This window comes from Streptomyces sp. R21 (assembly GCF_041051975.1).
Classification (GTDB): Bacteria; Actinomycetota; Actinomycetes; order Streptomycetales; family Streptomycetaceae; genus Streptomyces.
In genome coordinates this window covers 9,081,441-9,102,140 of the sequence record NZ_CP163435.1, presented here as the reverse complement: position 1 = coordinate 9,102,140, position 20,700 = coordinate 9,081,441, and the positions used below count along the sequence as shown (strand labels likewise).

General features: G+C 70.6%; 20 protein-coding genes. 11 read left to right on the top strand and 9 right to left on the bottom strand.

Annotation, left to right across the window (positions count from 1 at the left end):
• The first annotated feature begins 30 nt into the window (after nucleotides 1-30).
• Nucleotides 31-1,926, top strand: a complete 1,896-nt coding sequence (locus AB5J56_RS40710; RefSeq protein WP_369240784.1) for an SMI1/KNR4 family protein — start codon at nucleotides 31-33, stop codon at nucleotides 1,924-1,926.
• Between the two features lie 194 nt (nucleotides 1,927-2,120).
• Here AB5J56_RS40710 and AB5J56_RS40705 read toward each other — a convergent pair whose 3' ends face one another.
• Nucleotides 2,121-2,414, bottom strand: coding sequence for a hypothetical protein (locus AB5J56_RS40705; protein WP_369240782.1), 294 nt, complete (start codon nucleotides 2,412-2,414; stop codon nucleotides 2,121-2,123).
• A 490-nt stretch (nucleotides 2,415-2,904) separates the two neighbouring features.
• Here AB5J56_RS40705 and AB5J56_RS40700 point away from each other — a divergent pair, with 490 nt between their 5' ends.
• Both AB5J56_RS40700 and AB5J56_RS40695 read left to right on the top strand, forming a co-directional pair.
• A complete protein-coding gene (locus AB5J56_RS40700; protein ID WP_369240780.1) occupies nucleotides 2,905-5,046 on the top strand; it encodes an MMPL family transporter in 2,142 nt (713 codons plus the stop codon).
• A 397-nt stretch (nucleotides 5,047-5,443) separates the two neighbouring features.
• Entirely contained in the window at nucleotides 5,444-6,076 is a 633-nt protein-coding gene (locus AB5J56_RS40695) for a hypothetical protein (RefSeq protein WP_369240778.1), read from the top strand.
• Here the strand turns inward: AB5J56_RS40695 and AB5J56_RS40690 are convergent.
• Nucleotides 6,073-6,696 carry a histidine phosphatase family protein gene (locus AB5J56_RS40690; protein WP_369240776.1) on the bottom strand — a complete coding sequence of 208 codons (624 nt, stop codon included), beginning with the start codon at nucleotides 6,694-6,696 and terminating at the stop codon, nucleotides 6,073-6,075. The genes AB5J56_RS40695 and AB5J56_RS40690 overlap by 4 nt on opposite strands.
• A 181-nt stretch (nucleotides 6,697-6,877) precedes the next feature.
• Here AB5J56_RS40690 and AB5J56_RS40685 point away from each other — a divergent pair, with 181 nt between their 5' ends.
• Nucleotides 6,878-7,615, top strand: coding sequence for a maleylpyruvate isomerase family mycothiol-dependent enzyme (locus AB5J56_RS40685; RefSeq protein WP_369240774.1), 738 nt, complete (start codon nucleotides 6,878-6,880; stop codon nucleotides 7,613-7,615).
• Nucleotides 7,616-7,667: 52 nt separating this feature from the next.
• Here AB5J56_RS40685 and AB5J56_RS40680 read toward each other — a convergent pair whose 3' ends face one another.
• Nucleotides 7,668-8,069 carry a MarR family winged helix-turn-helix transcriptional regulator gene (locus tag AB5J56_RS40680; RefSeq protein ID WP_369240772.1) on the bottom strand — a complete coding sequence of 134 codons (402 nt, stop codon included), beginning with the start codon at nucleotides 8,067-8,069 and terminating at the stop codon, nucleotides 7,668-7,670.
• Nucleotides 8,070-8,154: 85 nt separating this feature from the next.
• Between AB5J56_RS40680 and AB5J56_RS40675 the strand changes: the two genes are divergently transcribed.
• Nucleotides 8,155-9,657 (top strand): MFS transporter, encoded by a 1,503-nt coding sequence (locus AB5J56_RS40675; protein WP_369240770.1) that lies wholly within the window; start codon nucleotides 8,155-8,157, stop codon nucleotides 9,655-9,657.
• Between the two features lie 87 nt (nucleotides 9,658-9,744).
• Nucleotides 9,745-10,020 carry a DUF6332 family protein gene (locus AB5J56_RS40670; RefSeq protein ID WP_369240768.1) on the top strand — a complete coding sequence of 92 codons (276 nt, stop codon included), beginning with the start codon at nucleotides 9,745-9,747 and terminating at the stop codon, nucleotides 10,018-10,020.
• Here the strand turns inward: AB5J56_RS40670 and AB5J56_RS40665 are convergent.
• The 4 genes from AB5J56_RS40665 to AB5J56_RS40650 all read right to left on the bottom strand — a co-directional run bounded on the left by AB5J56_RS40665 (nucleotide 9,981) and on the right by AB5J56_RS40650 (nucleotide 14,653).
• Nucleotides 9,981-10,646, bottom strand: coding sequence for a response regulator (locus tag AB5J56_RS40665; protein WP_369240766.1), 666 nt, complete (start codon nucleotides 10,644-10,646; stop codon nucleotides 9,981-9,983). The genes AB5J56_RS40670 and AB5J56_RS40665 overlap by 40 nt on opposite strands.
• Nucleotides 10,643-11,911, bottom strand: a complete 1,269-nt coding sequence (locus tag AB5J56_RS40660) for a histidine kinase (protein ID WP_369240764.1) — start codon at nucleotides 11,909-11,911, stop codon at nucleotides 10,643-10,645. Before AB5J56_RS40660 ends, AB5J56_RS40665 begins: the two co-directional genes overlap by 4 nt.
• 114 nt (nucleotides 11,912-12,025) lie before the next feature.
• Entirely contained in the window at nucleotides 12,026-13,249 is a 1,224-nt protein-coding gene (locus tag AB5J56_RS40655; RefSeq protein ID WP_369240762.1) for an MFS transporter, read from the bottom strand.
• A gap of 111 nt (nucleotides 13,250-13,360) precedes the next feature.
• Complete coding sequence (locus AB5J56_RS40650) at nucleotides 13,361-14,653, bottom strand: geranylgeranyl reductase family protein (RefSeq protein ID WP_369240760.1); 1,293 nt, start codon at nucleotides 14,651-14,653, stop codon at nucleotides 13,361-13,363.
• Nucleotides 14,654-14,837: 184 nt separating this feature from the next.
• Between AB5J56_RS40650 and AB5J56_RS40645 the strand changes: the two genes are divergently transcribed.
• Nucleotides 14,838-16,193 (top strand): dipeptidase, encoded by a 1,356-nt coding sequence (locus tag AB5J56_RS40645; protein ID WP_369240758.1) that lies wholly within the window; start codon nucleotides 14,838-14,840, stop codon nucleotides 16,191-16,193.
• A gap of 166 nt (nucleotides 16,194-16,359) precedes the next feature.
• On the top strand, nucleotides 16,360-16,713 hold the full coding sequence (locus tag AB5J56_RS40640; protein WP_369240756.1) for a hypothetical protein: 354 nt from the start codon (nucleotides 16,360-16,362) through the stop codon (nucleotides 16,711-16,713).
• 31 nt (nucleotides 16,714-16,744) lie between these two features.
• Here AB5J56_RS40640 and AB5J56_RS40635 read toward each other — a convergent pair whose 3' ends face one another.
• Nucleotides 16,745-17,785 carry an NUDIX domain-containing protein gene (locus tag AB5J56_RS40635; RefSeq protein WP_369240754.1) on the bottom strand — a complete coding sequence of 347 codons (1,041 nt, stop codon included), beginning with the start codon at nucleotides 17,783-17,785 and terminating at the stop codon, nucleotides 16,745-16,747.
• Nucleotides 17,786-17,967: 182 nt separating this feature from the next.
• Nucleotides 17,968-18,162 carry a hypothetical protein gene (locus tag AB5J56_RS40630; protein WP_369240752.1) on the bottom strand — a complete coding sequence of 65 codons (195 nt, stop codon included), beginning with the start codon at nucleotides 18,160-18,162 and terminating at the stop codon, nucleotides 17,968-17,970.
• 231 nt (nucleotides 18,163-18,393) lie between these two features.
• On the opposite strand from AB5J56_RS40630, the gene AB5J56_RS40625 reads away from it, so the two are divergent.
• The 3 genes from AB5J56_RS40625 to AB5J56_RS40615 all read left to right on the top strand — a co-directional run bounded on the left by AB5J56_RS40625 (nucleotide 18,394) and on the right by AB5J56_RS40615 (nucleotide 20,677).
• Nucleotides 18,394-19,089, top strand: coding sequence for a hypothetical protein (locus AB5J56_RS40625; protein ID WP_369240750.1), 696 nt, complete (start codon nucleotides 18,394-18,396; stop codon nucleotides 19,087-19,089).
• Between the two features lie 61 nt (nucleotides 19,090-19,150).
• A complete protein-coding gene (locus AB5J56_RS40620) occupies nucleotides 19,151-19,984 on the top strand; it encodes a DUF1206 domain-containing protein (RefSeq protein ID WP_369240748.1) in 834 nt (277 codons plus the stop codon).
• Between the two features lie 180 nt (nucleotides 19,985-20,164).
• Nucleotides 20,165-20,677 carry a lamin tail domain-containing protein gene (locus AB5J56_RS40615; RefSeq protein ID WP_369240746.1) on the top strand — a complete coding sequence of 171 codons (513 nt, stop codon included), beginning with the start codon at nucleotides 20,165-20,167 and terminating at the stop codon, nucleotides 20,675-20,677.
• Nucleotides 20,678-20,700 lie beyond the last annotated feature (23 nt).

The window sequence follows — 20,700 nt, the reverse complement described above, 5'->3', positions numbered from 1 at the left end:
TTGTCAGTGGTGGCTGGCACGATCTCCGTCATGAGCGACGAGTGTTTTAACTGGCAGGACCTCCTCGGCCGTTGGCAGGAGGAGTGGGTTCCGCGCGCCGAGCACGAGGAGGACGGGGACGGCGGTCCGGGTCCCGTCAGGCTGGGCAGGCCAGGGGCGGACGAGGCCGCGATCACGACGGTCGAGAAGCGGCTGGGGAAGCGACTGCCGCCCTCCTACCGCCAGTTCCTGGCCGTGAGCGACGGATGGCATGTGGAGCAGACGGCCGGGGTCTATCAGCTCGGTGGGATCGAGGACATCGACTGGTCCCGGGATCCGTACGGGTTGACCGAGGTTTACGAGGAGAATCTGGGTACCGACCCGAGCGAGCAGGAAGTCCTGCTCGCCGGCATGTGGCAGCGATCGCTGCGCCTGGAGACGGACTCCGATATGACGCTGGCTCTGCTCGACCCGGGCGACCGCGACGAGCACGGCGAGTGGGCGCTCTACATCTACAAGGGCTGGAGCGGTGAATACCCGGACCGCTACCCGTCGTTCAGCGCCTACATGGAGGCCATGTACCGGAGCTTCCACGGCGACCGGGTGGGGCGGCCGGACTTCGAGAACGCCACCACGCGCGCCCAGGACGCCCGAGTGGAGGAGGCACGCCTCCTCGCCCTGCGCGGACGGCATGAGGATGCCCTGCCCTTGCTCGAGGAGGCGCGGTCCTTCGGACGACCGAACAGCGCCATTCTGCTGAACCAGTTGCAGCATCTGGCGGCTCCCCGCGCTCAGCGGGACTACGGCTCCCTGGTGGCTGACCCCCGCTATCTGCCCGAGCTCCTTACGGTGTCGGCCATCGAACCGGCCTCCGGCGAATGGCGACCGGGCGGAGACGACCACTGGCTGGGGATGATGGCAGCCCGTGGCGTAGACCGGGAAATCGCCGAGGACTTGTTGAGCGCGCTGCGCGACGGCACCCATCGCTATGCGCCGCCGGGTGCGTGGGGCCGGGCCGTCAACGAGGCCCGGGAGTCGGCCCGATGGGGAGCGACCGATGCCGCGTGGCGAATGCTGCGCGACGCGCTCACGCAGTGGATACCACCTGGGCCTTTGCTGCTCGCGCCCCTTGGCCTGCTCGCCGATCCGGTTCTGGGGTCGCTGATCACCCCGCAACGCGGGCGGGAGATCCTCGCGACTCCGCGCGCAGGCGAGTCCGGGTCCGCTCCCGAGCCGACGCCTGATCTCGACCCGCCGGGTCTCACCTGGCTGACGTCGACCGGGATGCATGGGCGGCCGTTCGACGCGTACCGCTGCGTCTGGGTCGAGGGCGCCGACCCCGCCGACCTACCTGCTCTTATTGGCGACGAGGGTGCCGAACTGAGTGCGCCCGTGCACGCAGCCAGGGCGTATCGGCAGTTGAGGCAGAACCACGAGCGGGAGGGCGTCGAGCGCTGGGAGGACCGGGCCGCGGTGATGGCCGGCCGCTGCAGCAAGGGGTGGGCCTTCGCCTTCGACGGCCAGTCCCACCAGGGCATCAATCACCTGTTCCAGTCCCCCGCCGCGGCCGCCTCCACGTCGGGTCGCGCCGTGGTGGTGTGGCGTGAGCCGCAGCGGTACTCGGATGATCACCCGGCTGCATTCCATGTCTCGGTGGCCGAACGCGGCGTGGAACTCTATGCCTTCACGGTGCGGGGCAACGACATCCGGCGCTCGGGTGCGATACCCAAGGCCCTGGATCCGATGTGCCTTTTCGGCTCACCGGACACCCATCTTGACCAAGAGGTACGCCTGTTGGAGACCCTGCACGCCGAACTGGGCATCTCGCTTCCCTGTTTCGCCCTGTCCCAGGGCAGCCTCCCCATGTTCACCACCCGGTCCTGGACCCGGGCGCCACGCGAGGGCGAAGGCTTCGCCTACCTGGGCTTCGTACGGCATCGCCCCTGAGACGACGCCACCGCAGAGCCGCGACCGCGGTCTCGGCCACTCGGGCGAACATCCACTCCCTGGATCCGCTCGGAGAGCTGGCCGATCCGCTGGGCCAGAGACCCAGCGTGTCCGAGTCTCCTGCAGCACCGACCGCCCTCGGTCTCCGGACACACTGCGGGCCTCGGGGATCTCGGGACAGCCTGGGGCCTGGCTTATGGAGTCACCACTTTGAAGGCCTGGTAGATCTTCGGTTCCGTTTCGGGGATTCCGGCTTCTTGCAGCAGGGGGCCGAGCTTCTCCCCGAACTGCCGAAACGCGTCTTCGGACTCCCAGACGTCCGTCACGAACCAGCCGGTCGGGCTGGGTCCGGTGGCGTGGGAGATCAGGCCCGGCACAGGCCAGTCGGAGGGCTTCTTGAGACCGCGCCCCTCGGTCATCTTGTTGGTGACCTGCTCGTACTGGGCCTGGGTGGTTCCCGGGAAGTCAAATGTGATGATGATCGTCATGGCGAGAACCACTCTCGGTCGATTGGAATTGGCTGTTTGCTCTGAGCTCACCAGTACGGGAAGCGGGCTGCCAGCGGAGCAGGGCCATCCGCAGGCATCTCCGGTGGCTGCGGGCCGATGGCGAGCAGGCGGCGCGCTTCGTCGTGGCGATCTTGCGGCCTGCGAGTCGGGCGTTGCATTCATGGAGGTGTTCGACAGCTCCGGGTGCGGCTGGACCAGCCGCCAGGACCCAAAGCCAACGGCACGATGCGTCGACCGTCGGCGATGGAGGAGGGATGGGCCGTCGCGGTCTGCCTAAGAGGCAGCCACGCGCCCTGCCACGGGGCCGAGACGGACCGGAGAACGTGATCGCATTCGTGCCGACTGGCAGTGTCGATATCGGCATGAACCACTGCACCACCCCGACGTCAAAACACGCCGATCCACCTGATAGCGGAGGAAGGGGACGCAGGGCTAGACTCGCGCAACCTACGGCGTGGGGGTGGCCGAAATGCGACGGTTGGCCGAGTTCGTTCTGCGGCATCGCAAGGCGGTTGTGGCTTTCTGGGGTCTGGTGCTGGTCGCCGGCGTGCTGCTGGCCGGCCGGACCACGGATCGGCTGACGATCGACTTCTCATTGCCCGGCCAACCCGGCACCGTGACGGCGCACAAGATCGAGGACGCCTTCGGCAGCGGCGGCGACACCAGTCCGTATCTGGTCTCGGTCACGCTCCCGGCCGGGCAGACGATCACCGGTCACGAGGCGGACATCGGCCGGGTGTTCACGGCGATCGGCGACGCGGTCCCGAACGTGCGGGTGATCGACGAGGCCAACACCGGAGACAAGGCCTTCAGGACGAAAGACGACCGCACCGCCTATGCGCTGGTGTTCTACCGGTTCAACCCGTCACCGAGTCAGAAGCTGCTGACCGACCCGATCCACTCGGCGGCTCAGAAGGCCATGCCCTCCGGCGCGACGGTCGGTGTGACGGGTCAGGACACACTGGCCTCCGGGGGAGATGACAGCGGAGGGCCGGGGGTGCTCGGGGAGACGCTCCTCGGTGCCGTCGGCGCCCTCGCCGTGCTCGCCTTCGTGTTCGCGTCGTTCCTCGCCCTGCTGCCGCTGGTGGTGGCCGCGGTGTCGATCCTCGCGACCTTCGTGATGCTGCTGCCGCTCACCTACGCCACCGATATGTCGTTCATCGTCCAGTTCCTGGTCGCCCTCATCGGCCTGGGTGTGGCGATCGACTACTCGCTGCTGTTCGTCACCCGCTGGCGTGAGGAGCGCGACCGCGGCCGGGACAACCACGAGGCGGTCGTGGTCGCGATGGAACGGGCCGGGCATGCGGTGGTGTTCAGCGGCGTGACGGTGGCCATCGGCCTGCTCGCCCTGGTCGTCCTCCCGGTCCCGTTCATGCGCAGCATGGGTTACGGCGGGGCGCTCATCCCGCTGGCGAGCGTGCTGACCACGCTCACTCTGACGCCTGCGATCCTCGGCGGCATCGGGCCGCGGGTCGACTGGCCCAAGATCCGCCACGAGAACCGGGCAAGCCGCGCCTGGAGCCGGTGGACCAGCGCCGTGGTACGGCACCGCTGGATCGCGGCCGGTACCGCGCTGGCCGCGCTGGCGGCCCTGGTCGGCGTCTTCCTCGGCATCAAGATCGGCCTTGCCTCCTCGGAATCGCTGGCCAAGAGCGGTCCTGCCTACGAGACCCTGACCACTCTGGAACGCGGTGGCGTCCCGACCGGCGTACTGACCCCGATGGAGGTCCTGGTCCGCACCGACCAGGCCCAGCCGGTCGCCGCCGAGCTGGCCAAGGTCGACGGCGTGAGGGCGGCGTTCGTGCCCTCCGGGCCGGCCGGCAACCGGGGCGGGCAGAGCATCGTCGTGGTCATCCCGGACGACGAGACGGTGAACTCGAAGAGCGTCGGCGTGGTCAAGCGGGTCAAGAGCACCACTGAGAACCTTCCCGGGGTCGTCGGCGTCGCCGGCATCGGCGCCGCGCAGATCGACTTCATGCACGCCGTCTACGGCAACTTCCCGCTGATGCTCACGATCATCGCGCTGCTGACATATGTGCTGCTGGTGCGCGCGTTCCGCTCGCTGCTGCTGCCGTTCAAGGCGGTGCTGCTCAACCTGATCTCGCTCGCGGCGACGCTCGGACTGATGGTGATCTTCTGGCAGAACGGTCACGGCTCCGACGCGATCTTCGGCATCGCGGCCACCGGGGCCATCACCTTCTGGATCCCCCTCATGGTCTTCGCGTTCCTGTTCGGGCTCTCGATGGACTACGAGGTGTTCATCCTGTCCCGCATCCGCGAGGAGTACGACGCGGGGCGCTCGACCGACGACGCCGTCATCGAGGGCGTCGCCCGCACGGGCCGGCTCGTCACCAGCGCCGCGCTGATCCTCTTCCTCGCCTTCGCCGCGCTCGCCTCCGGCCCCGGCACCGACCTCAAGACCCTGGCGACCGGCCTCGGCATCGGCATCCTCCTGGACGCAACCATCGTGCGGATGCTGCTCGTTCCGTCCCTGGTCTCGCTGTTCGGCTCGTGGAACTGGTACCTGCCGGGCTGGGCAGCCCGTCCGCTGCGCGTACAACCGTCCTCCCCGCACCCGGAGCGGGCGGAGCCGGAGTCGAGGGCACCCTGAATCACCGGCCGCTCCTCCTGGTCCTGCAGCAGTCCGCGGGCCGCAGACCGGCCGACCGGACAGGGCCCGGCCTCCGGACGGGATCAGCGCCGTCACCCGCTTGCGGCGGCTTCCACCCTCTCAGCACCACGGCCGGGCGGTCACACATGATCCTGGCCTTCACCCGCACACGAACTCAGCGCCTCTTGGAGAGCACTCGACAACGCACCGCCTGACCGACATGCCCGACGAGGCCCCCGCCGCGATGGGTCCCACATCGCGGGTGACCTGCAACAAAGTCACCCGGTGCGCGGCGGTCGGCTGACACCTCACAAAGATCACTCGAATGGCGGAGTGAGGGGATGGCTGGGAGCCTGGAAGAGGAGGGGAATGCCCTGTAGGGGGTAGGAGGTCTCCCATGCGCGTCGCACCTTTGACCGGCCTGCTGGCCGTGGTTCTGACCGTCGTCGGTTTTCTTCTGACCGGCGACACACCGGACGTCGACGCCACTGGCCGCGAGGTCGGATCGTTCTACGACGCCCACCAGGGACGGACAGCGGTGAGTCTGTACCTGCTGGTCATCGCCGGGGCTCTGTTCGTCTTCTTCGCCGCCTATCTGGCCCGTGCCATTCGCAGTGACTCGTCCCACGGTGACTGGCTGCGCCGGGTGGTCATGGCCGGTGGCGTGCTGATCGCCGCGGGCTTCTGGACCGGGGCCGCCATCAACCTGGCCCTGGTCGACCTCGCGGACAAGTCGTCCGCGCGCGACGCCACGCTCCAGGCCCTCAACGCGCTCAGCGAGGACTTCTTCATCCCGTTCGTCGGCGGAATGGGGCTGTTGCTGCTGGGCGCCGGACTGGCCACCGTCCGCGCCGCCTCCACCGCCCTGCCTCTCTGGCTGGGCTGGGCCGCCGTCGCCCTCGGTGTGCTGGTCTTCATCCCCTGGGTCGGATTCTTCGCCTTCATGCTGGCGGGACTCTGGACCATCGTCGCCAGCGTGCTGCTGGCCCGCCGACCGCACCACGACAACACGCCGGCGGAGGCGCACTAGACCCGGAGTTCCGGAGGGAATCCCGTCCAGCGCAGCGCGGCGGGCAAGTGGCCCGTGTCGTTGTACAGGAGGACGGAGGCGGGGCGGCCGGGGGCGTAACGGATCACCGTCAGCGCGGCGTTGGCGTGGTTGAGGGCGACCCAGCGCCAATTCGGGGCGTCCAGGGCGGCCCGGACGATCCAGCCGACCAGGAAGTTGTGGGTGACCACCAACTCGTGGCGCGGCTCGCCGCCTTCGACGGGCCCGGTGAACCGGTCGAGCGCCTCCTGCGCCAAGGCGGGGCCCAACTCCCGCTCCTCGGCCGGGAATTCGGCAAGGCGTGCGACGGTGGCAGCACCGGACTCGGCGGTGATCTCGCCGGGTTCGGGCATGTACGGGATGTAGTCGCCGGCCGCCTTCGACATCCGCAGGTCTGCCCTGTCGAGTCGGCCGTGCACCAACTCGGCGGTCTCCTGCGCCCGTGCGAGCGGGCCGTGGTGGATCACCGAGACGGGACTTTCCCGAAGACGGTCACCGAGGAGGGTCGCCTGACGGCGTCCGCTCTCCGTCAGGCCGCTCTCGTCGGCGGTCGCCTCCGCGTGTCGTGCGAGGTAGAGATAGCGGTCGGCCGTTGCGGTCATGTGAGCCCCTTCGCAGGCGTTCTCGATCTTGCGGACGCCCCTGGAGACGCGGAGACGCGTGGCCCGGTTGCGCAGCGGGCCCTCAGTCCGACTCCCGCGGTCGCGGTTCCTTGCGGGTTCGGCCGTACCCTTCCTGATCCTTCCTTGCCCTGGAGCGCACTCGATCCGGCAGACTCACCGCATGGAGATTGCGGAGTTCGTGGCAACCCTCGACCGGGAGGGCCGGTTGATGGCCGAGGCCGCCGAGCGGGCGGGGACCGATGCGAAGGTGGCGACCTGTCCCGGCTGGCAGGTACGCGAACTGGTGCGGCACACGGGCATGGTGCACCGCTGGGCGGCGGCGTTCGTCGCCGAGGGGCACACCTCGTACCATCCCGACGGCGGTCTGCCGGATCTCGACGGTGCCGAACTGCTGGACTGGTTCCGGGAGGGTCACCGTCGACTCGTCGACACGCTTTCCAACGCCCCCGCCGACGTGGAGTGCTGGAGCTTCCTGTCGGCACCCTCGCCACTGGCCTTCTGGGCGCGGCGCCAGGCGCACGAGACGACCGTGCACCGGGTCGACGCGGAGTCGGCGCTCCCCGAGGCGCCCACCGCGATCGCCACGGACTTCGCCCTGGACGGGATCGACGAGCTGCTGAACGGTTTCCATGCCCGCGACAGGAGCCGGGTGCGCACGGAGGAGCCGCGCGTGCTGCGGCTGCGGGCGCTGGACGCGGCCGAGGATGTGGTGTGGACCGTGCGTCTGTCGCAGGAGGCCCCCGTGACCACGCGGGACGCCGCCGGTGACGCGGACTGCGAACTGGCCGGACCGGCCGCGCGGTTGTATCTGTCGCTGTGGAACCGGCTGCCCTTCCCGAGCCTGACGGGGGACGCCGCGCTCGCCGCCCTGTGGCGGGAGAAGTCCGCGGTCACCTGAAGCTGAGCTTCTGCGACCGACCGGCCGACCGGAGGACCAGCCGACCGGAGAATCAGCCGGCCGGGCCGTCCACCAGCATCCGCGTCAGCACCGCGCGCTGCACCGGCAGCACCTCACCGTGCAGGTCCCGGCCCTTCGGAGTGAGCGCGACGCGCACACCGCGCCGGTCCTCGGGGCACATGCAGCGCGTCACGAGGCCGTCCTTCTCCAGGCGGCCGATCAGGCGGGACAGGGCGCTCTGGCTCAGGTGGACGCGCTCGGAGATCTCCTGGACGCGGTAGGAGCTGTCGCCGTCCGGCGCGCTCTCGGCAAGCACGTCCAGCACCTCGAAGTCGCTGGCGCCCAGGCCGTGTCGGTGCAGCTCGCGGTCGAGCTCGCACAGGGTGCGGGCGTGCACCGCGAGGATGTCGCGCCACTGGTTCACGAGCCCCTGCTCGGCGTCGGTCTTCACCATGGGCGCACGGTAGCAAAGAATCGTCTTTGTTGCATCGGAATTAAATGCATTTGCATTGCATGCATACGCATGTAGTCTCTCCGGCATGACCTCTCCGCTCACCACCCCCGCGTCCGAGGGACGCTGGACCCCACGACTGTGGGGCACCCTCCTGGTGCTCTGCGCCGCGATGTTCCTGGACGCGCTGGACGTGTCGATGGTCGGCGTCGCCCTGCCGTCCATCGGTTCCGAACTCAATCTCTCGACCTCGACGCTCCAATGGATCGTCAGCGGCTACATCCTGGGATACGGCGGACTGCTCCTGCTCGGCGGACGCACCGCCGACCTGCTGGGCCGCCGCCAGGTCTTCCTGGTGGCCCTGGGCGTCTTCGCGCTCGCCTCGCTGCTCGGCGGCCTCGTCGACTCGGGTCCGCTGCTGATCGCGAGCCGCTTCATCAAGGGCCTGAGCGCGGCCTTCACCGCACCGGCGGGCCTGTCCATCATCACCACGACCTTCGCCGAGGGCCCGCTGCGCAACCGCGCCCTCTCGATCTACACCACCTGCGCGGCCACCGGCTTCTCGATGGGCCTGGTGCTGTCCGGGCTGCTCACCGAGGCCAGTTGGCGCCTGACCATGCTGCTGCCCGCGCCCATCGCGCTGATCGCCCTGTTCGCCGGGCTGAAGCTCCTCCCGCGCAGCGAACGCGAGAAGGACCACAACGGCTACGACATCCCCGGCGCCATCCTCGGCACGGCATCGATGCTGCTGCTCGTGTTCACCGTCGTACAGGCCCCGGAGGCAGGCTGGGCGTCGGCCCGCACCCTGCTCTCCTTCCTCGCGGTCGCCGTCCTGCTCACGGTCTTCGTGGCCGTCGAGCGGCGCAGCCCGAGCCCGCTGATCCGGCTCGGGGTGCTGCGTTCCGGCAGCCAGATCCGGGCCCAGCTCGGCGCGATGGCGTTCTTCGGCTCGTACGTCGGCTTCCAGTTCCTGGTGACGCTGTACATGCAATCGCTGCTGGGCTGGTCGGCGCTGCACACCGCGCTCGCCTTCCTGCCCGCGGGCGCGCTGGTCGCACTGTCCTCCACCAAGGTGGGCGCCGTCGTCGACCGGTTCGGGACGCAGCGGCTGCTCGCGGCGGGCTTCGCCCTGATGGTCGTCGGCTACGCGCTGTTCCTGCGCGTCGACCTGGATCCGGTGTACGCGGCGGTGATCCTGCCGTCGATGCTGCTGATCGGCGCGGCCTGCGCGCTGGTCTTCCCCTCGCTCAACATCCAGGCCACCAACGGCGTGGACGACCATGAGCAGGGCATGGTCTCGGGCCTGCTCAACACCTCGGTCCAGGTGGGCGGCGCGCTGTTCCTGGCCGTCGTGACGGCCGTCGTCACCGCCCACTCCCCCGAGAACCCCTCGCCGCAGGCCGTCCTCGACAGCTACCGGCCCGGTCTGATCGTGGTGACGGGCATCGCGCTCGTCGGACTGCTGATCTCGCTCACGGGGCTGCGGACCCGGCGCCCGCAGGAGTCGATCGTGGTCGCCAAGTCCGCGCCGGAAGGCGGCACTTCCGTGCTGGATGAGGCGGAAGTGGCGCCCGTGGCGGTCCGCGACTGATCCTCTGCCTCAACTCCGCGCGTCCGGTGGGCAGTTCCTTGCCCGCCGGACGCGCCGCCGTGACACTCGTGGCATGGGGGGGGCGGCATGGGGAGACGAACGAAGGCCGAAGAGGACGCGGAGACGGTCGAGATCGGCTACGCGCTGTTCGCCGCGAGCGTCCTGGCCGGGGCCGCGTTCTTCGGCGTATCCGAAGTGCTTCCCATGCTTTTCGGATCCCTGCGCTCGCGGCACGACCTGCTGCGCCCGATCGGCGCGCTGAGCGCGATCGTCGTCTTCCTCGCGGTCGTCGTGATCGTCCTGGTGCGCTTCCGCCGGACCGCTCAGCCCAGCCAGCCCGGCCGCACCAAGCCCGACTCGTAGGCCAGCACGACCAGTTGGGCCCGGTCACGGGCGCCCAGCTTGACCATGGTGCGGCTCACATGCGTCTTGGCCGTGAGCGGGCTCACGACCAGGCGCCGGGCGATCTCGTCGTTGGACAGACCGATGCCGACCAGAGCCATCACCTCCCGTTCCCGCTCGGTGAGTTCGCCCAGCGACTGCGCGAGAGCGGGCTCCTTGGAGCGGGCCGCGAACTCGGAGATCAGCCGCCGGGTGACGCCCGGTGAGAGCAGCGCGTCGCCCTCGACCACCGCCCGTACCGCGCGCAGGAGTTCCTCCGGCTCGGTGTCCTTGACCAGGAAGCCGGAGGCACCCGAGCGGATCGCCTCGAAGACGTACTCGTCCAGTTCGAAGGTGGTGAGCATGACCACCTTGACGTCCTTCAGGTCCGCGTCGTCGGTGATGCGACGGGTCGCGGCGAGGCCGTCGAGCAGGGGCATGCGGATGTCCATCAAGACGACGTCGGGGCGCAGTTCGCGCACCTTGCGCACCGCCTCCTCGCCGTCGGCGGCCTCCGCGGCCACCTCGATGTCCGGCTGGGCGCCGAGCAGCGCCTTGAAGCCGGCGCGGACCAGCGACTGGTCGTCGGCGAGCAGTACGCGGATCACTGGTCCTCCTTGGTCTTCACGGGCAGCAGCGCCGACACCCGGAACCCTCCGTCGTCCCGCGGGCCCGCCTCGATCGTGCCACCCAGGGCGGCGGCCCGCTCGCGCATTCCGGCGAGTCCGTTGCCGCTGCCGCCGGCGTCCGCGCCGGTCGCGGGCCCGTCGTCGTCGACACGAAGCGTCAGGACGCCCGCCCTGTAGTCGACCAGCACGCGCGCGTGGCGCGACCCCGAATGCCGTACGACATTGGTGAGGGCCTCCTGCACGATGCGGAACGCGGCGAGATCGGTGCCCGGGGGCAGGTCCCGGTGCGCGCCGCGCGTATCGACGGCGACCGTCAGGCCCGCGCTCGCCGCCTGCTCGACCAGTTCCGGCAGCCGGTCCAGGCCCGGCGCGGGGGCGCGCGGCGCGTCGCCGGGGGCGCGCAACGTGTCGAGCACCTGGCGGACCTCGCCCAGCGCCTCCTTGCTGGCGGCCTTGATGGTGGTGAGCGCCGTGCGTGCCTGCTCGGGATCGGTGTCGAGCAGTGCGAGGCCGACCCCGGCCTGGACGTTGATCACCGAGATGCTGTGTGCCAGCACGTCATGCAGTTCGCGGGCGATCCGCAGGCGCTCTTCGTCGGCGCGCCGCTTGCTCGCCTGGGCGCGTTCGGCACGGTCTCGGGCCCACTGCTCGCGGCGCACACGGGCCAGTTCGGAAAGCGCCACGATGGCCACCATCCAGGTGGCGACGGCGATCTCCTGGCTCCAGGGGCCCGCCGTGTCGTGGCGCGGGGGCAGCCATCGGTAGAGCCAGTGCGCCACCAGGAGATGGGCTGCCCAGAGCATGCCGAGCGCCCCCCAGGCCGCTCTGCGGTGCCCGGCGAGCACGGCGCTGAAGCAGCCGACGGCGACGGTGAGGAAGACCGGCCCGTACGGGTATCCCGCGCCGAGGTAGAGCATCGCGCAGGCCGCCGTGCCGTAGACCACGAGCACCGGATGCCGGTGCCGCCACAGCAGCAGGCCGGACCCCGCGACGAGCAGCGCCCGCGCGAGGAAGTCCAGCTGCTCGCGGTCGGACTGCGCGTGCGAGGCGAAGTTGCTGCCGACGAGCACGAAGACGGTCAGGAGCAGCGTGGTGGGCCACGGCCAGCGCGGGGAGGTGTCCTCGTCAGCGCCGTCCCGGCGGTGCCACGGCGGTCCCTGCCACCCCCCGGGCCGCCATTGCGCCGGCGGTCCGCCCCACGCCCGGCGCGGGCCACCGCCCCTGCGTGCGCGCTGCTCGTCCATGACCGTCACGCTAGACCGCACCGGCCGCCCGGGGCGTCACCCGGGCGTGGTGATCACACGTACTCCCGGCGTAGTACCTCGCACGGCCGCCGCGGAGAGGAGCCGCGCGAGGTACTACGCCGCAACGGCCTCCAGAACCGCCTCCGGGACCCGCTGCCGGCGCTGCGCCCAGCGGACGGCGGGCGGTACGAGCAGGCCCGTCACGGCGAACAGTGCGCCCACGACGTACCACCCGGGACGGCCCCAGCTGATGCAGAGCGCGATGAGCAGGGTCGGCCCGACGGCCTCGGACAGGCCGGCGCCGAGGCCGAACACGCCGAGGTACTGGCCGGTGGCGTGCGGTGGGGCGAGGGCGAAGGACACCTCGAAGCCCGCGGCGGAGTGCCACAGTTCACCGACCGTGTGGATCACCACCGCGGTGAGGAGCAGAGCCCCGGCGGCCCAGGCCGGCACCCCGGCGGACGACGAGATCAGTGCGCACGAGGCGAGGAAGGCCACGCCCGCCCGACGGTAGGCGCCCGCGCCCGCCGCGGGGGAATCGATACTGCGGCTGGCGCGCACCTGAAGAGCGACGACCATGACGGTGCCGGTGAGCATGGTCCCCGAGATGAGCCAGTGCGGGGCGGTGGTGGCGCCCACCAGCCAGAGCGGAATGGCCACGGTGAGCACCTTGAACTGGATGGCCATGACGCCGTCGAGGGCGGTGATCAGCAGATACGGCCCGTCCCGCAGCGCGATCCAGCGGGGGCCGAGGACGGTGGCCCCGGGCTTGACCGGCGGCAGGCGGAGCAGGATCGCCGCGGAGGCCGCGAAGGCGAGCGCGTTGCCGAGGACCAGCAGGTGGTAGGCGGTGAGGGTGCCGACCTGGACGGCCCAGCCGGCGAGCAGGGCGCCGAAGGAGATGCCGACGTTGGTCACGGCACGGAGGTAGGCGCGGAACTCCTGCGGCCGCTCCCCTCCGTAGTGCCGGATGAGCGGGCTGCGGGCGGCGAGGCCGGCCGCCTTCGCGCCGGTGGCCACGGACACGGCGAGGACGAACGGCCAGAAGCTGTCCGCCAGTACGAAACCGGCCGTCGCCAGCGTCTGGACGACGAGCGTGGCGGCGTAGACCCCGCGTGCTCCGTGCCGGTCCGCGAGGTGACCGACGGCGATGCCCAGGGCCAGCGAGACCAACCCGGCGATGCCGAGCCCCCACCCCACCTGAGCCGCCGGAAGGCGGACCGCCTCGGTGAAGTACAGGACTCCGGCGGTCAGATAGAGGCCGCTCCCGACGGTGTAGACGAGGTTCGAGGCCGCGATGACGCGCTGCGGTCCCGCGTCCGGCAGCAGCTGGGGCATGGCGAAGCTCCGCATCCTGGGCAGCAGTAAGGACCCGCCCAGCTTGTTGCATATTACTTGCAACAACAAGCGAGTTGCGGAAATCCGTGCCGCCGGGGCTGCGCGCCTACCTCAAGAGCTGACGTCCGACTCCCGGGCCGGCGCCTGGCCCTCCTGTGCGGGCGCCTGATCCTCCCGGGCGGGCGACCGATCGAGGGCCATCAGGGCGCGTCCGGCCAGCGGGTGGCTGCGGACGAGCTCGCCCAGCGTGGTCGCGCCGCGCGTGATGGCCGCGAACGACTTCCAGGCGGGCCTGACACTCGTGAGCGCCGCGTGGAACACCCCGGGGCGCCGCTCGAAGGCCGCGAGCATCCGCTTGCCGACGCTCATCTCGACACCGAGGCCCGCCTTGATGGCGAAGGCGTAGTTCAGCGCCTGGCGCCGGGTGTCCACCGCATCGTGCGCCTCGGCGATCCGCACCGCCCACTCCCCCGCGAGCCGACCCGAGCGCAGCGCGAAGGAGATGCCCTCGCGGGTCCACGGTTCGAGCAGCCCGGCCGCGTCCCCGCACACCAGCACCCGGCCGCGCGACAGCGGCGAGTCGTCGGCGCGGCAGCGCGTCAAGTGACCCGAGGAGATGCTCGGTTCGAAGCCGGCGAGACCGAGCCGGGCGACGAAGTCCTCCAAGTACCGCTTGGTGGCCGCGCCTTCGCCGCGCGCCGAGATGACGCCCACCGTCAGCGTGTCCCCCTTCGGGAACACCCAGCCGTAACTGCCGGGCATCGGGCCCCAGTCGATGAGGACGCGCCCCTTCCAGTCCTCGGCGACGGTCTCCGGAACCGGGATCTCCGCCTCCAGGCCGAGGTCGACCTGGTCGAGCTTCACGCCGACATGCGCCCCTATGCGACTGGCGCTGCCGTCCGCGCCGACGACGGACCGCGCGAGCACCGTCTCACCGCCCTGCAGCACCACGGCGACGGTGCGCCGGTCCGGGACGGCCGATCCGTGCTGCTCCACCCGCGAGACCGTCGCTCCCGTGCGCAGCTCGGCGCCCGCCTTCTGCGCGTGCTCGACGAGCTGCTGGTCGAACTCGGGCCGGTTGATCAGCCCGAACAGCATCTGCCGGGAGCGGCGGGTGCGCGTGAACCTGCCGTCGAGCGAGAACGTGACCGCGTGCACCCGGTCCTGGAGGGGTAGTTCGAAGCCGGGCGGCAGCGCGTCGCGCGAGGGGCCGATGATGCCGCCTCCGCACGTCTTGTAGCGCGGCAGCTCCGCTTTCTCCAGCAGCAGGACACTGCGTCCCGCGACCGCTGCCGCATAGGCGGCCGAGGCTCCCGCGGGTCCCGCGCCGACCACGACGACGTCCCACACCTGCTCCGTGCCGCCCGAAGAGTTCGAAGAGTTCTCGGGGTTCTCGCTGCTCACGATGGTTTGCTGCTCCCAGTCCAGCCGTCTGCCGCACCTGTCCCCCGCATCCTACGGCGGGCGTCGCCGCAGATCGCTGTGGCAGGATCGGCAGCGTATGCGCCCCGCACACCAGTACGCGGGTGCGCATCACTCGATCACCTGTACACAGAGATACAACGTCGCACCTACAAGGAGCGTGCCCATGTCGTCGAATCCGGTCGCCGAGACCGTCGCCTCGCTGATGCCGAGGGCGAAGGCGGAGCTCACCGAGCTGGTGTCCTTCAAGTCGGTGGCGGACTTCGACCAATATCCCAAGAGCGAGAGCGAGGGCGCCGCGAACTGGGTCGCCGACGCGCTGCGCGCCGAGGGTTTCCAGGACGTGGCCCTGCTCGACACCCCGGACGGCACGCAGTCGGTGTACGGCTTCCTGCCCGGCCCCGAGGGCGCCAAGACGGTCCTGCTCTACGCGCACTACGACGTGCAGCCGCCGCTGGACGAATCCGCCTGGGCCACCCCGCCGTTCGAGCTGACTGAGCGCGACGGCCGCTGGTACGGACGCGGCAGCGCCGACTGCAAGGGCGGCGTCATCATGCACCTGCTCGCGCTGCGCGCCCTCAAGGCCAACGGCGGCGTTCCGGTGCACGTCAAGGTGATCGCCGAGGGCTCGGAGGAGATGGGCACGGGCGGCCTGGAGCGGTACGCCGAGGAGCACCCGGAGCTGCTGACCGCCGACACCATCGTCATCGGTGACGCCGGGAACTTCCGCGTCGGGCTGCCGACGGTCACCTCCACGCTGCGCGGGATGACCCTCGTCCGCGTGCAGGTGGACACACTCGAAGGCAACCTGCACTCGGGCCAGTTCGGCGGGGCGGCGCCCGACGCGCTCGGCGCGCTGATCCGCGTACTGGACTCGCTGCGGGCCGAGGACGGTTCGACGACGGTCGACGGGCTCACGTCCGAGACGTCGTGGGACGGTCTGCAGTACGAGGAGGAGGCGTTCCGCCAGGACGCCAAGGTGCTCGACGGCGTCGAGCTGATCGGCTCCGGGACGGTCGCCGACCGCATCTGGGCGCGTCCGGCCGTCACGGTCCTCGGCATCGACTGCCCGCCCGTCGTCGGAGCCACGCCCTCCGTGCAGGCCGGCGCCCGCGCGCTGGTCAGTCTGCGCGTCCCGCCGGGCGTGGACGCGGCCCACGCCACCAAGCTGCTCCAGGCCCACCTGGAGGCGCGCACGCCGTGGGGCGCGCGGGTGAGCACCGAGCAGATCGGCCAGGGCCAGGCGTTCCGCGCCGACACCGCCAGCCCGGCGTACGCCGCGATGGCCGACGCGATGTCGGTCGCCTACCCGGGCCAGGAGATGCAGTACGCCGGTCAGGGCGGCTCGATCCCGCTGTGCAACACCCTCGCCTCGCTCTACCCGGCGGCCGAGATCCTGCTCATCGGGCTCAGCGAGCCGGAGGCCCAGATCCACGCCGTGAACGAGAGCGTGTCCCCGGACGAGCTGGAGCGCCTGTCCGTCGCGGAGGCCCTGTTCCTGCGCAACTACGCGGCGAGCTGACCGGCCGCGCGACCGGCTGAACCGGTCAGCCCCGACAGGGCACTTGCCGGCGCGGGCGACACACTCGCCCGCGCCGGAAACGCGATGGCCCCCGGCGCACGGCGCCGGTATCGTCCCCTCTCCCAAGATCACTCGCACACCCGAGACCCGACCGGAGAGCGGCACCGTGACCAGCCCGCCCGCCACGACGACCCTCTGGCGCCCGACCGGCCCGACGGAGCTTGACCTGCTCCGCGCACTGTCGTGGCGGGCCTGGCCGCCCCGGCTGCCCGAGCAGCCGATCTTCTATCCCGTCCTCAACGAGGACTACGCGATCAAGATCGCCCGGGACTGGAACGTCCGGTACGACGGCGCCGGCTACGTCACCCGCTTCGAGGTCGAATCCGACTTCCTGGCGCGGTATCCCGTCCAGCAGGCGGGCGGGCGGACCATCCTCGAACTGTGGGTGCCGGCCGAGGAGCTCGACGAGTTCAACTCCCACATCGTCGGCGTGATCAAGGTCGTCCACGAGTTCCACTGACGGGCTCCTCGCACGTCGGGCACGCCGTACGTCAACCGACCGGCACCCCCGCCTCCAGATACAGCGCCGCCCCGCGCTCCCGCGCCCGCAGCGCCCAGCGCAGCCGTTCGTAGCGCACCGGTGGCAGCAGGTCGGCCGCCTCCTGCTCGGTGACGAAGCGCCAGTCGCGCAGCTCGGGGCCGGGCAGCAGCAGCCGCTGGGCCGCGTCGGCGTCGAGGCGGCCGCCGTCGAAGAGGAGACGCAGGCCGCCGTAGCCGGGAGGTGCGGGCGGCTCCCAGTCGACGACGAGCAGGCCGGGTACGTCGTCGAGCCGGATGCCCGTCTCCTCGGCGACCTCGCGCATGCCGCCGCGCGCGGGCGCCTCACCGGGTTCGACGACACCTCCGGGAAACTCCCAGCCCGCCTTGTACGTCGGGTCGACGAGCAGTACCCGGTCCTGCTGGTCGAAGAGCAGCACCCCCGCGGCGACGGTCTCGGCGGTGGGCTCGGGCGTCTGCACGATGTCACAGACGGGCAGCTCACCGGCGCGTACGGACTCCGCGATGCGGACCGCCGTGTCGTACGGGGTGAGGGCGCTGGTGTCGATGAGGTGGGCGTCGGCGGTGAGCCAGCCGGCGAGTGCCGCGCGGTACGGCTCGATGTGGTCGTAGGACCATTGGCGCACGCGCATTTCGCCGTCGGGCAGGTCCTCGGGTATCTCGCGGCCGGCTATCCGCTCGCGCAGGATCGTTTCGGCCGGGGCGAGAAGCACATGGCGTACGGGGATCCTGCGGGAGGCGAGACCGCCGAAGATCTCATCGCGGTACTCCTGGCGCAGCAGGGTCATGGGGACGACGAGGACGCCGCCGAGCTCCGCGAGCAGGGCGGCCGCGGTGTCGACCACCAGGCGTCGCCAGATCGGCAGATCCTGGAAGTCGCCGACCTCGGCGAGGCGCTTGGGCGGCAGCAGCTGTGCGAGTCCGCCGCCGATGACCTCGGGGTCGAAGAGCGTGCTGTTCGGGATCAGGTCGATCAGTTCCCGTGCGGTGGTGGTCTTCCCCGCACCGAACGCACCGTTGACCCAGACGATCACGGTTCCCCCTCTTCTGTTGGCCCCCTGAGGCTTGCCCGCTCCACCCTGCCACGGAAACCAGGCCCAGTTGAGGGCCCCTTCCCGGGACCGGAACGCAGCGGCGCCGGTGCCCCTCCCGGAGGGGCACCGGCGCCATGAAGCGGGCTCGCCGGTCGGGCCGGCCCGTCCGTCGCCCTGGTCCGTCAGTCGTTCTGGCCCAACGCCTTCTCGTCCATGGCGAGGCTGTCGCTGCTGACGGTGTGGTCGAGGGTGCTGAGGGTGTCGTTCACGTTCAGATCGTCGAATACGTCGCTGTCGGCGCCGTGGGACGGTGTGATCGCCGCGACGACGAATCCGGCGGCGAGGGACGCAACGGCAAGCATGCTTCGCTTCTTCATGCCCGATTCAACTGCGCATCCGGCGATGGGTCACGGGTGGGGCTCGGGCGGGTCTCCGATGGGTCCCGGGTGGGCCGGGCACCTCCACGCGGCCCCGGACGCCGCCCGGCACCGACGCCGTAGGTCTCCCTCGATCTCCGGCGAAATCGTGAAACTGCGGGTGGCTGAATATCGTCCTTCCTGCCGACCCGATCATGCCGACACGGGTCCTGTGACAGAGGGGGACACATCATGACGCTGACCACCGGGACGAACCGCCGCAGACCGAGCGCCGTCCGGGGAGCCGTGCTGAGCCTGTGCGCGGCGGGGGCACTGGCCCTCACCGGCTGCTCCGGCGGCGGCTCCACGGGCGGCGCGGCCGCCGACGCCGACCCGAGCGCGACGCGGACCACCGCACCGGGCGGCAGGACCGACGACGGATCGGGCGCGGCGAGCGCACAGCCCGCCTCGAAGACGTCCACCGGAACGGGCAGCGGCACGGCCGGCGGCACCAAGGCCCCCGGGGCCAAGACCTCCGCGTCGACGCCGACCGCCTCCCCCACGACGACCCCTGCGGGCAGCGGCGGCACGGGCGACGGCTGCGATCACAAGATGCCCATCTCCCCCGACGAGATCGCGGTCTACCGCTACACCCCTGAAGGGGGCTCCCTGAGCCTCATCGTCAAGTACGGCAACTGGGGCTGCGGCACGGGGGATTCCGACGGTGCCCCGTTCGAGACCGTGGGCAAGGAGACGTACCTCCCGATGGACCAGGCGGCGTACGTCACCGCGACCAACCCCGTCGTGGAGAGCAGCGAGAACCAGCGCATCGGCGTGCAGGAGTTCCTCGACTGGCTGGAGGCGCACCCCGACTCCGGGCTGGTCTTCAAGTACCACCTCGGCAAGGACGGGGCGATCGACAGCCTTGAGGAGGTCTTCACCCCCTGACCGCCGGCGCCACGCCCGTGTGATTCCCGCATGCCGGGGCAACCGGCATGCGGGAGGTTCGATGAATACGACCGCGGTGACCCGCAGCGGCCCGATCGGTGGCCGACGGACGGCACGGGGTTCCTTGACGAGGGGTGCGGCCAGGGCCGGCCTTACCGCCCGGGGGGTCATCTATCTGCTGGTCGGCGTGCTGGCCCTGCAGATCGCTTTCGGCGACGGCGGGAAACAGGCCGACCGCAGTGGGGCCCTGGACGAGCTCTCCGGGAAGCCGTTCGGGGCCGTCCTGCTGTGGGCGCTGGGCGTGGGGCTCGTCGGCATGGCGCTGTGGCGGCTGTCCGAGGCGCTCTTCGGCTCGGTGGGGCAGGACGGCCGCAGCGTGAAGAAGCGGCTGGCGGCGCTCGCACGCTGTGTCTTCTACACGTTCGTGGCCTACTCGGTGCTGTCGTTCGCGGCGGGCTCGGGCGGCGCGAGTTCGAGCGACAAGCAGTCGCGCGATGTGACGGCCGAGGCCCTCGACCTGCCGGCCGGTCAGTGGCTCGTCGGCGCGGCCGGGGCGGCCATCGTCGTGGCGGGCGGGTGGATCGGCGCCCGGGCGGTGCTGCGCCGCTACCGGCGCGAGCTCAAACTCGGTGAGATGTCGCGGTCCGTACGGCGCCTGGTCGACACGACGAGCGTGGCCGGAGGCGTGGCCCGCGGGCTGGTGTTCGTCGCGGCCGGGGCCTTCGCGATCCGGGCGGCCGTCGAGTACGAGCCGGACAAGGCGAAGGGCATGGACGACACCCTCCGCTCCTTCGCCGACACCCCGGCGGGCCCCTGGCTGCTGGTCTGTGTGGCGACGGGTCTCGTCCTGTTCGGCGTGTTCTCGTTCGCGATGGCGCGCTGGCGCAAGGTCTGAAGGGGAACGCAGGGTCCGAACCGGAACGCGGGCCCTGCACCTCAAGCTTCAGGGCCCACGGGCGGCACATATCAGCAGTCAGTGGGCCGTGTCGGATGAATCCGCAAGACCGCCACCGGGCACCCCTGGCGTCTGTACGCTCTGTCGCTTCACCAGGGCACTACCAGGGGGGTACGTCCCATGCGTCAGCGCTTCACGACGGCCGGGGCCGTCACGGCCACCGCGCTCACCGCCGCACTCACCGTCGTCCTCGCCGTACCGGCCGAGGCCACCGAGTACACCTCGGCACTCAAGATCCGCGGCATCCAGTACAACGCGCCCGGCAGCGACTCCAACAACTGCACCACCGGCAACTCCAAGCAGGAGTACCTCACGATCAAGAACTACTCGTCCTCGACGACCGTCAACCTCAAGGGCTACAAGGTCAAGGACGCCAGCGCCTCCGGCAACACCTTCACCTTCCCCTCCAACCACTACCTCCAGCCCGGCGACTACGTGAAACTCCGCGGCGGCCACGGCACCGACTCCGACGCGAACAACGTCGTGTACCGCCAGAACTGCAACTTCATGTGGAACAACGGCGGGGACACCATCTACCTGTACAAGTCGAACGGCAGCCACGCCGACACCCACAAGTACACCGCGAGCGCCAACGACTCCGACGGCAACGGGTACATCACCTACCACGGCTGAGCCGCGCGGCTACGACCCGCTCG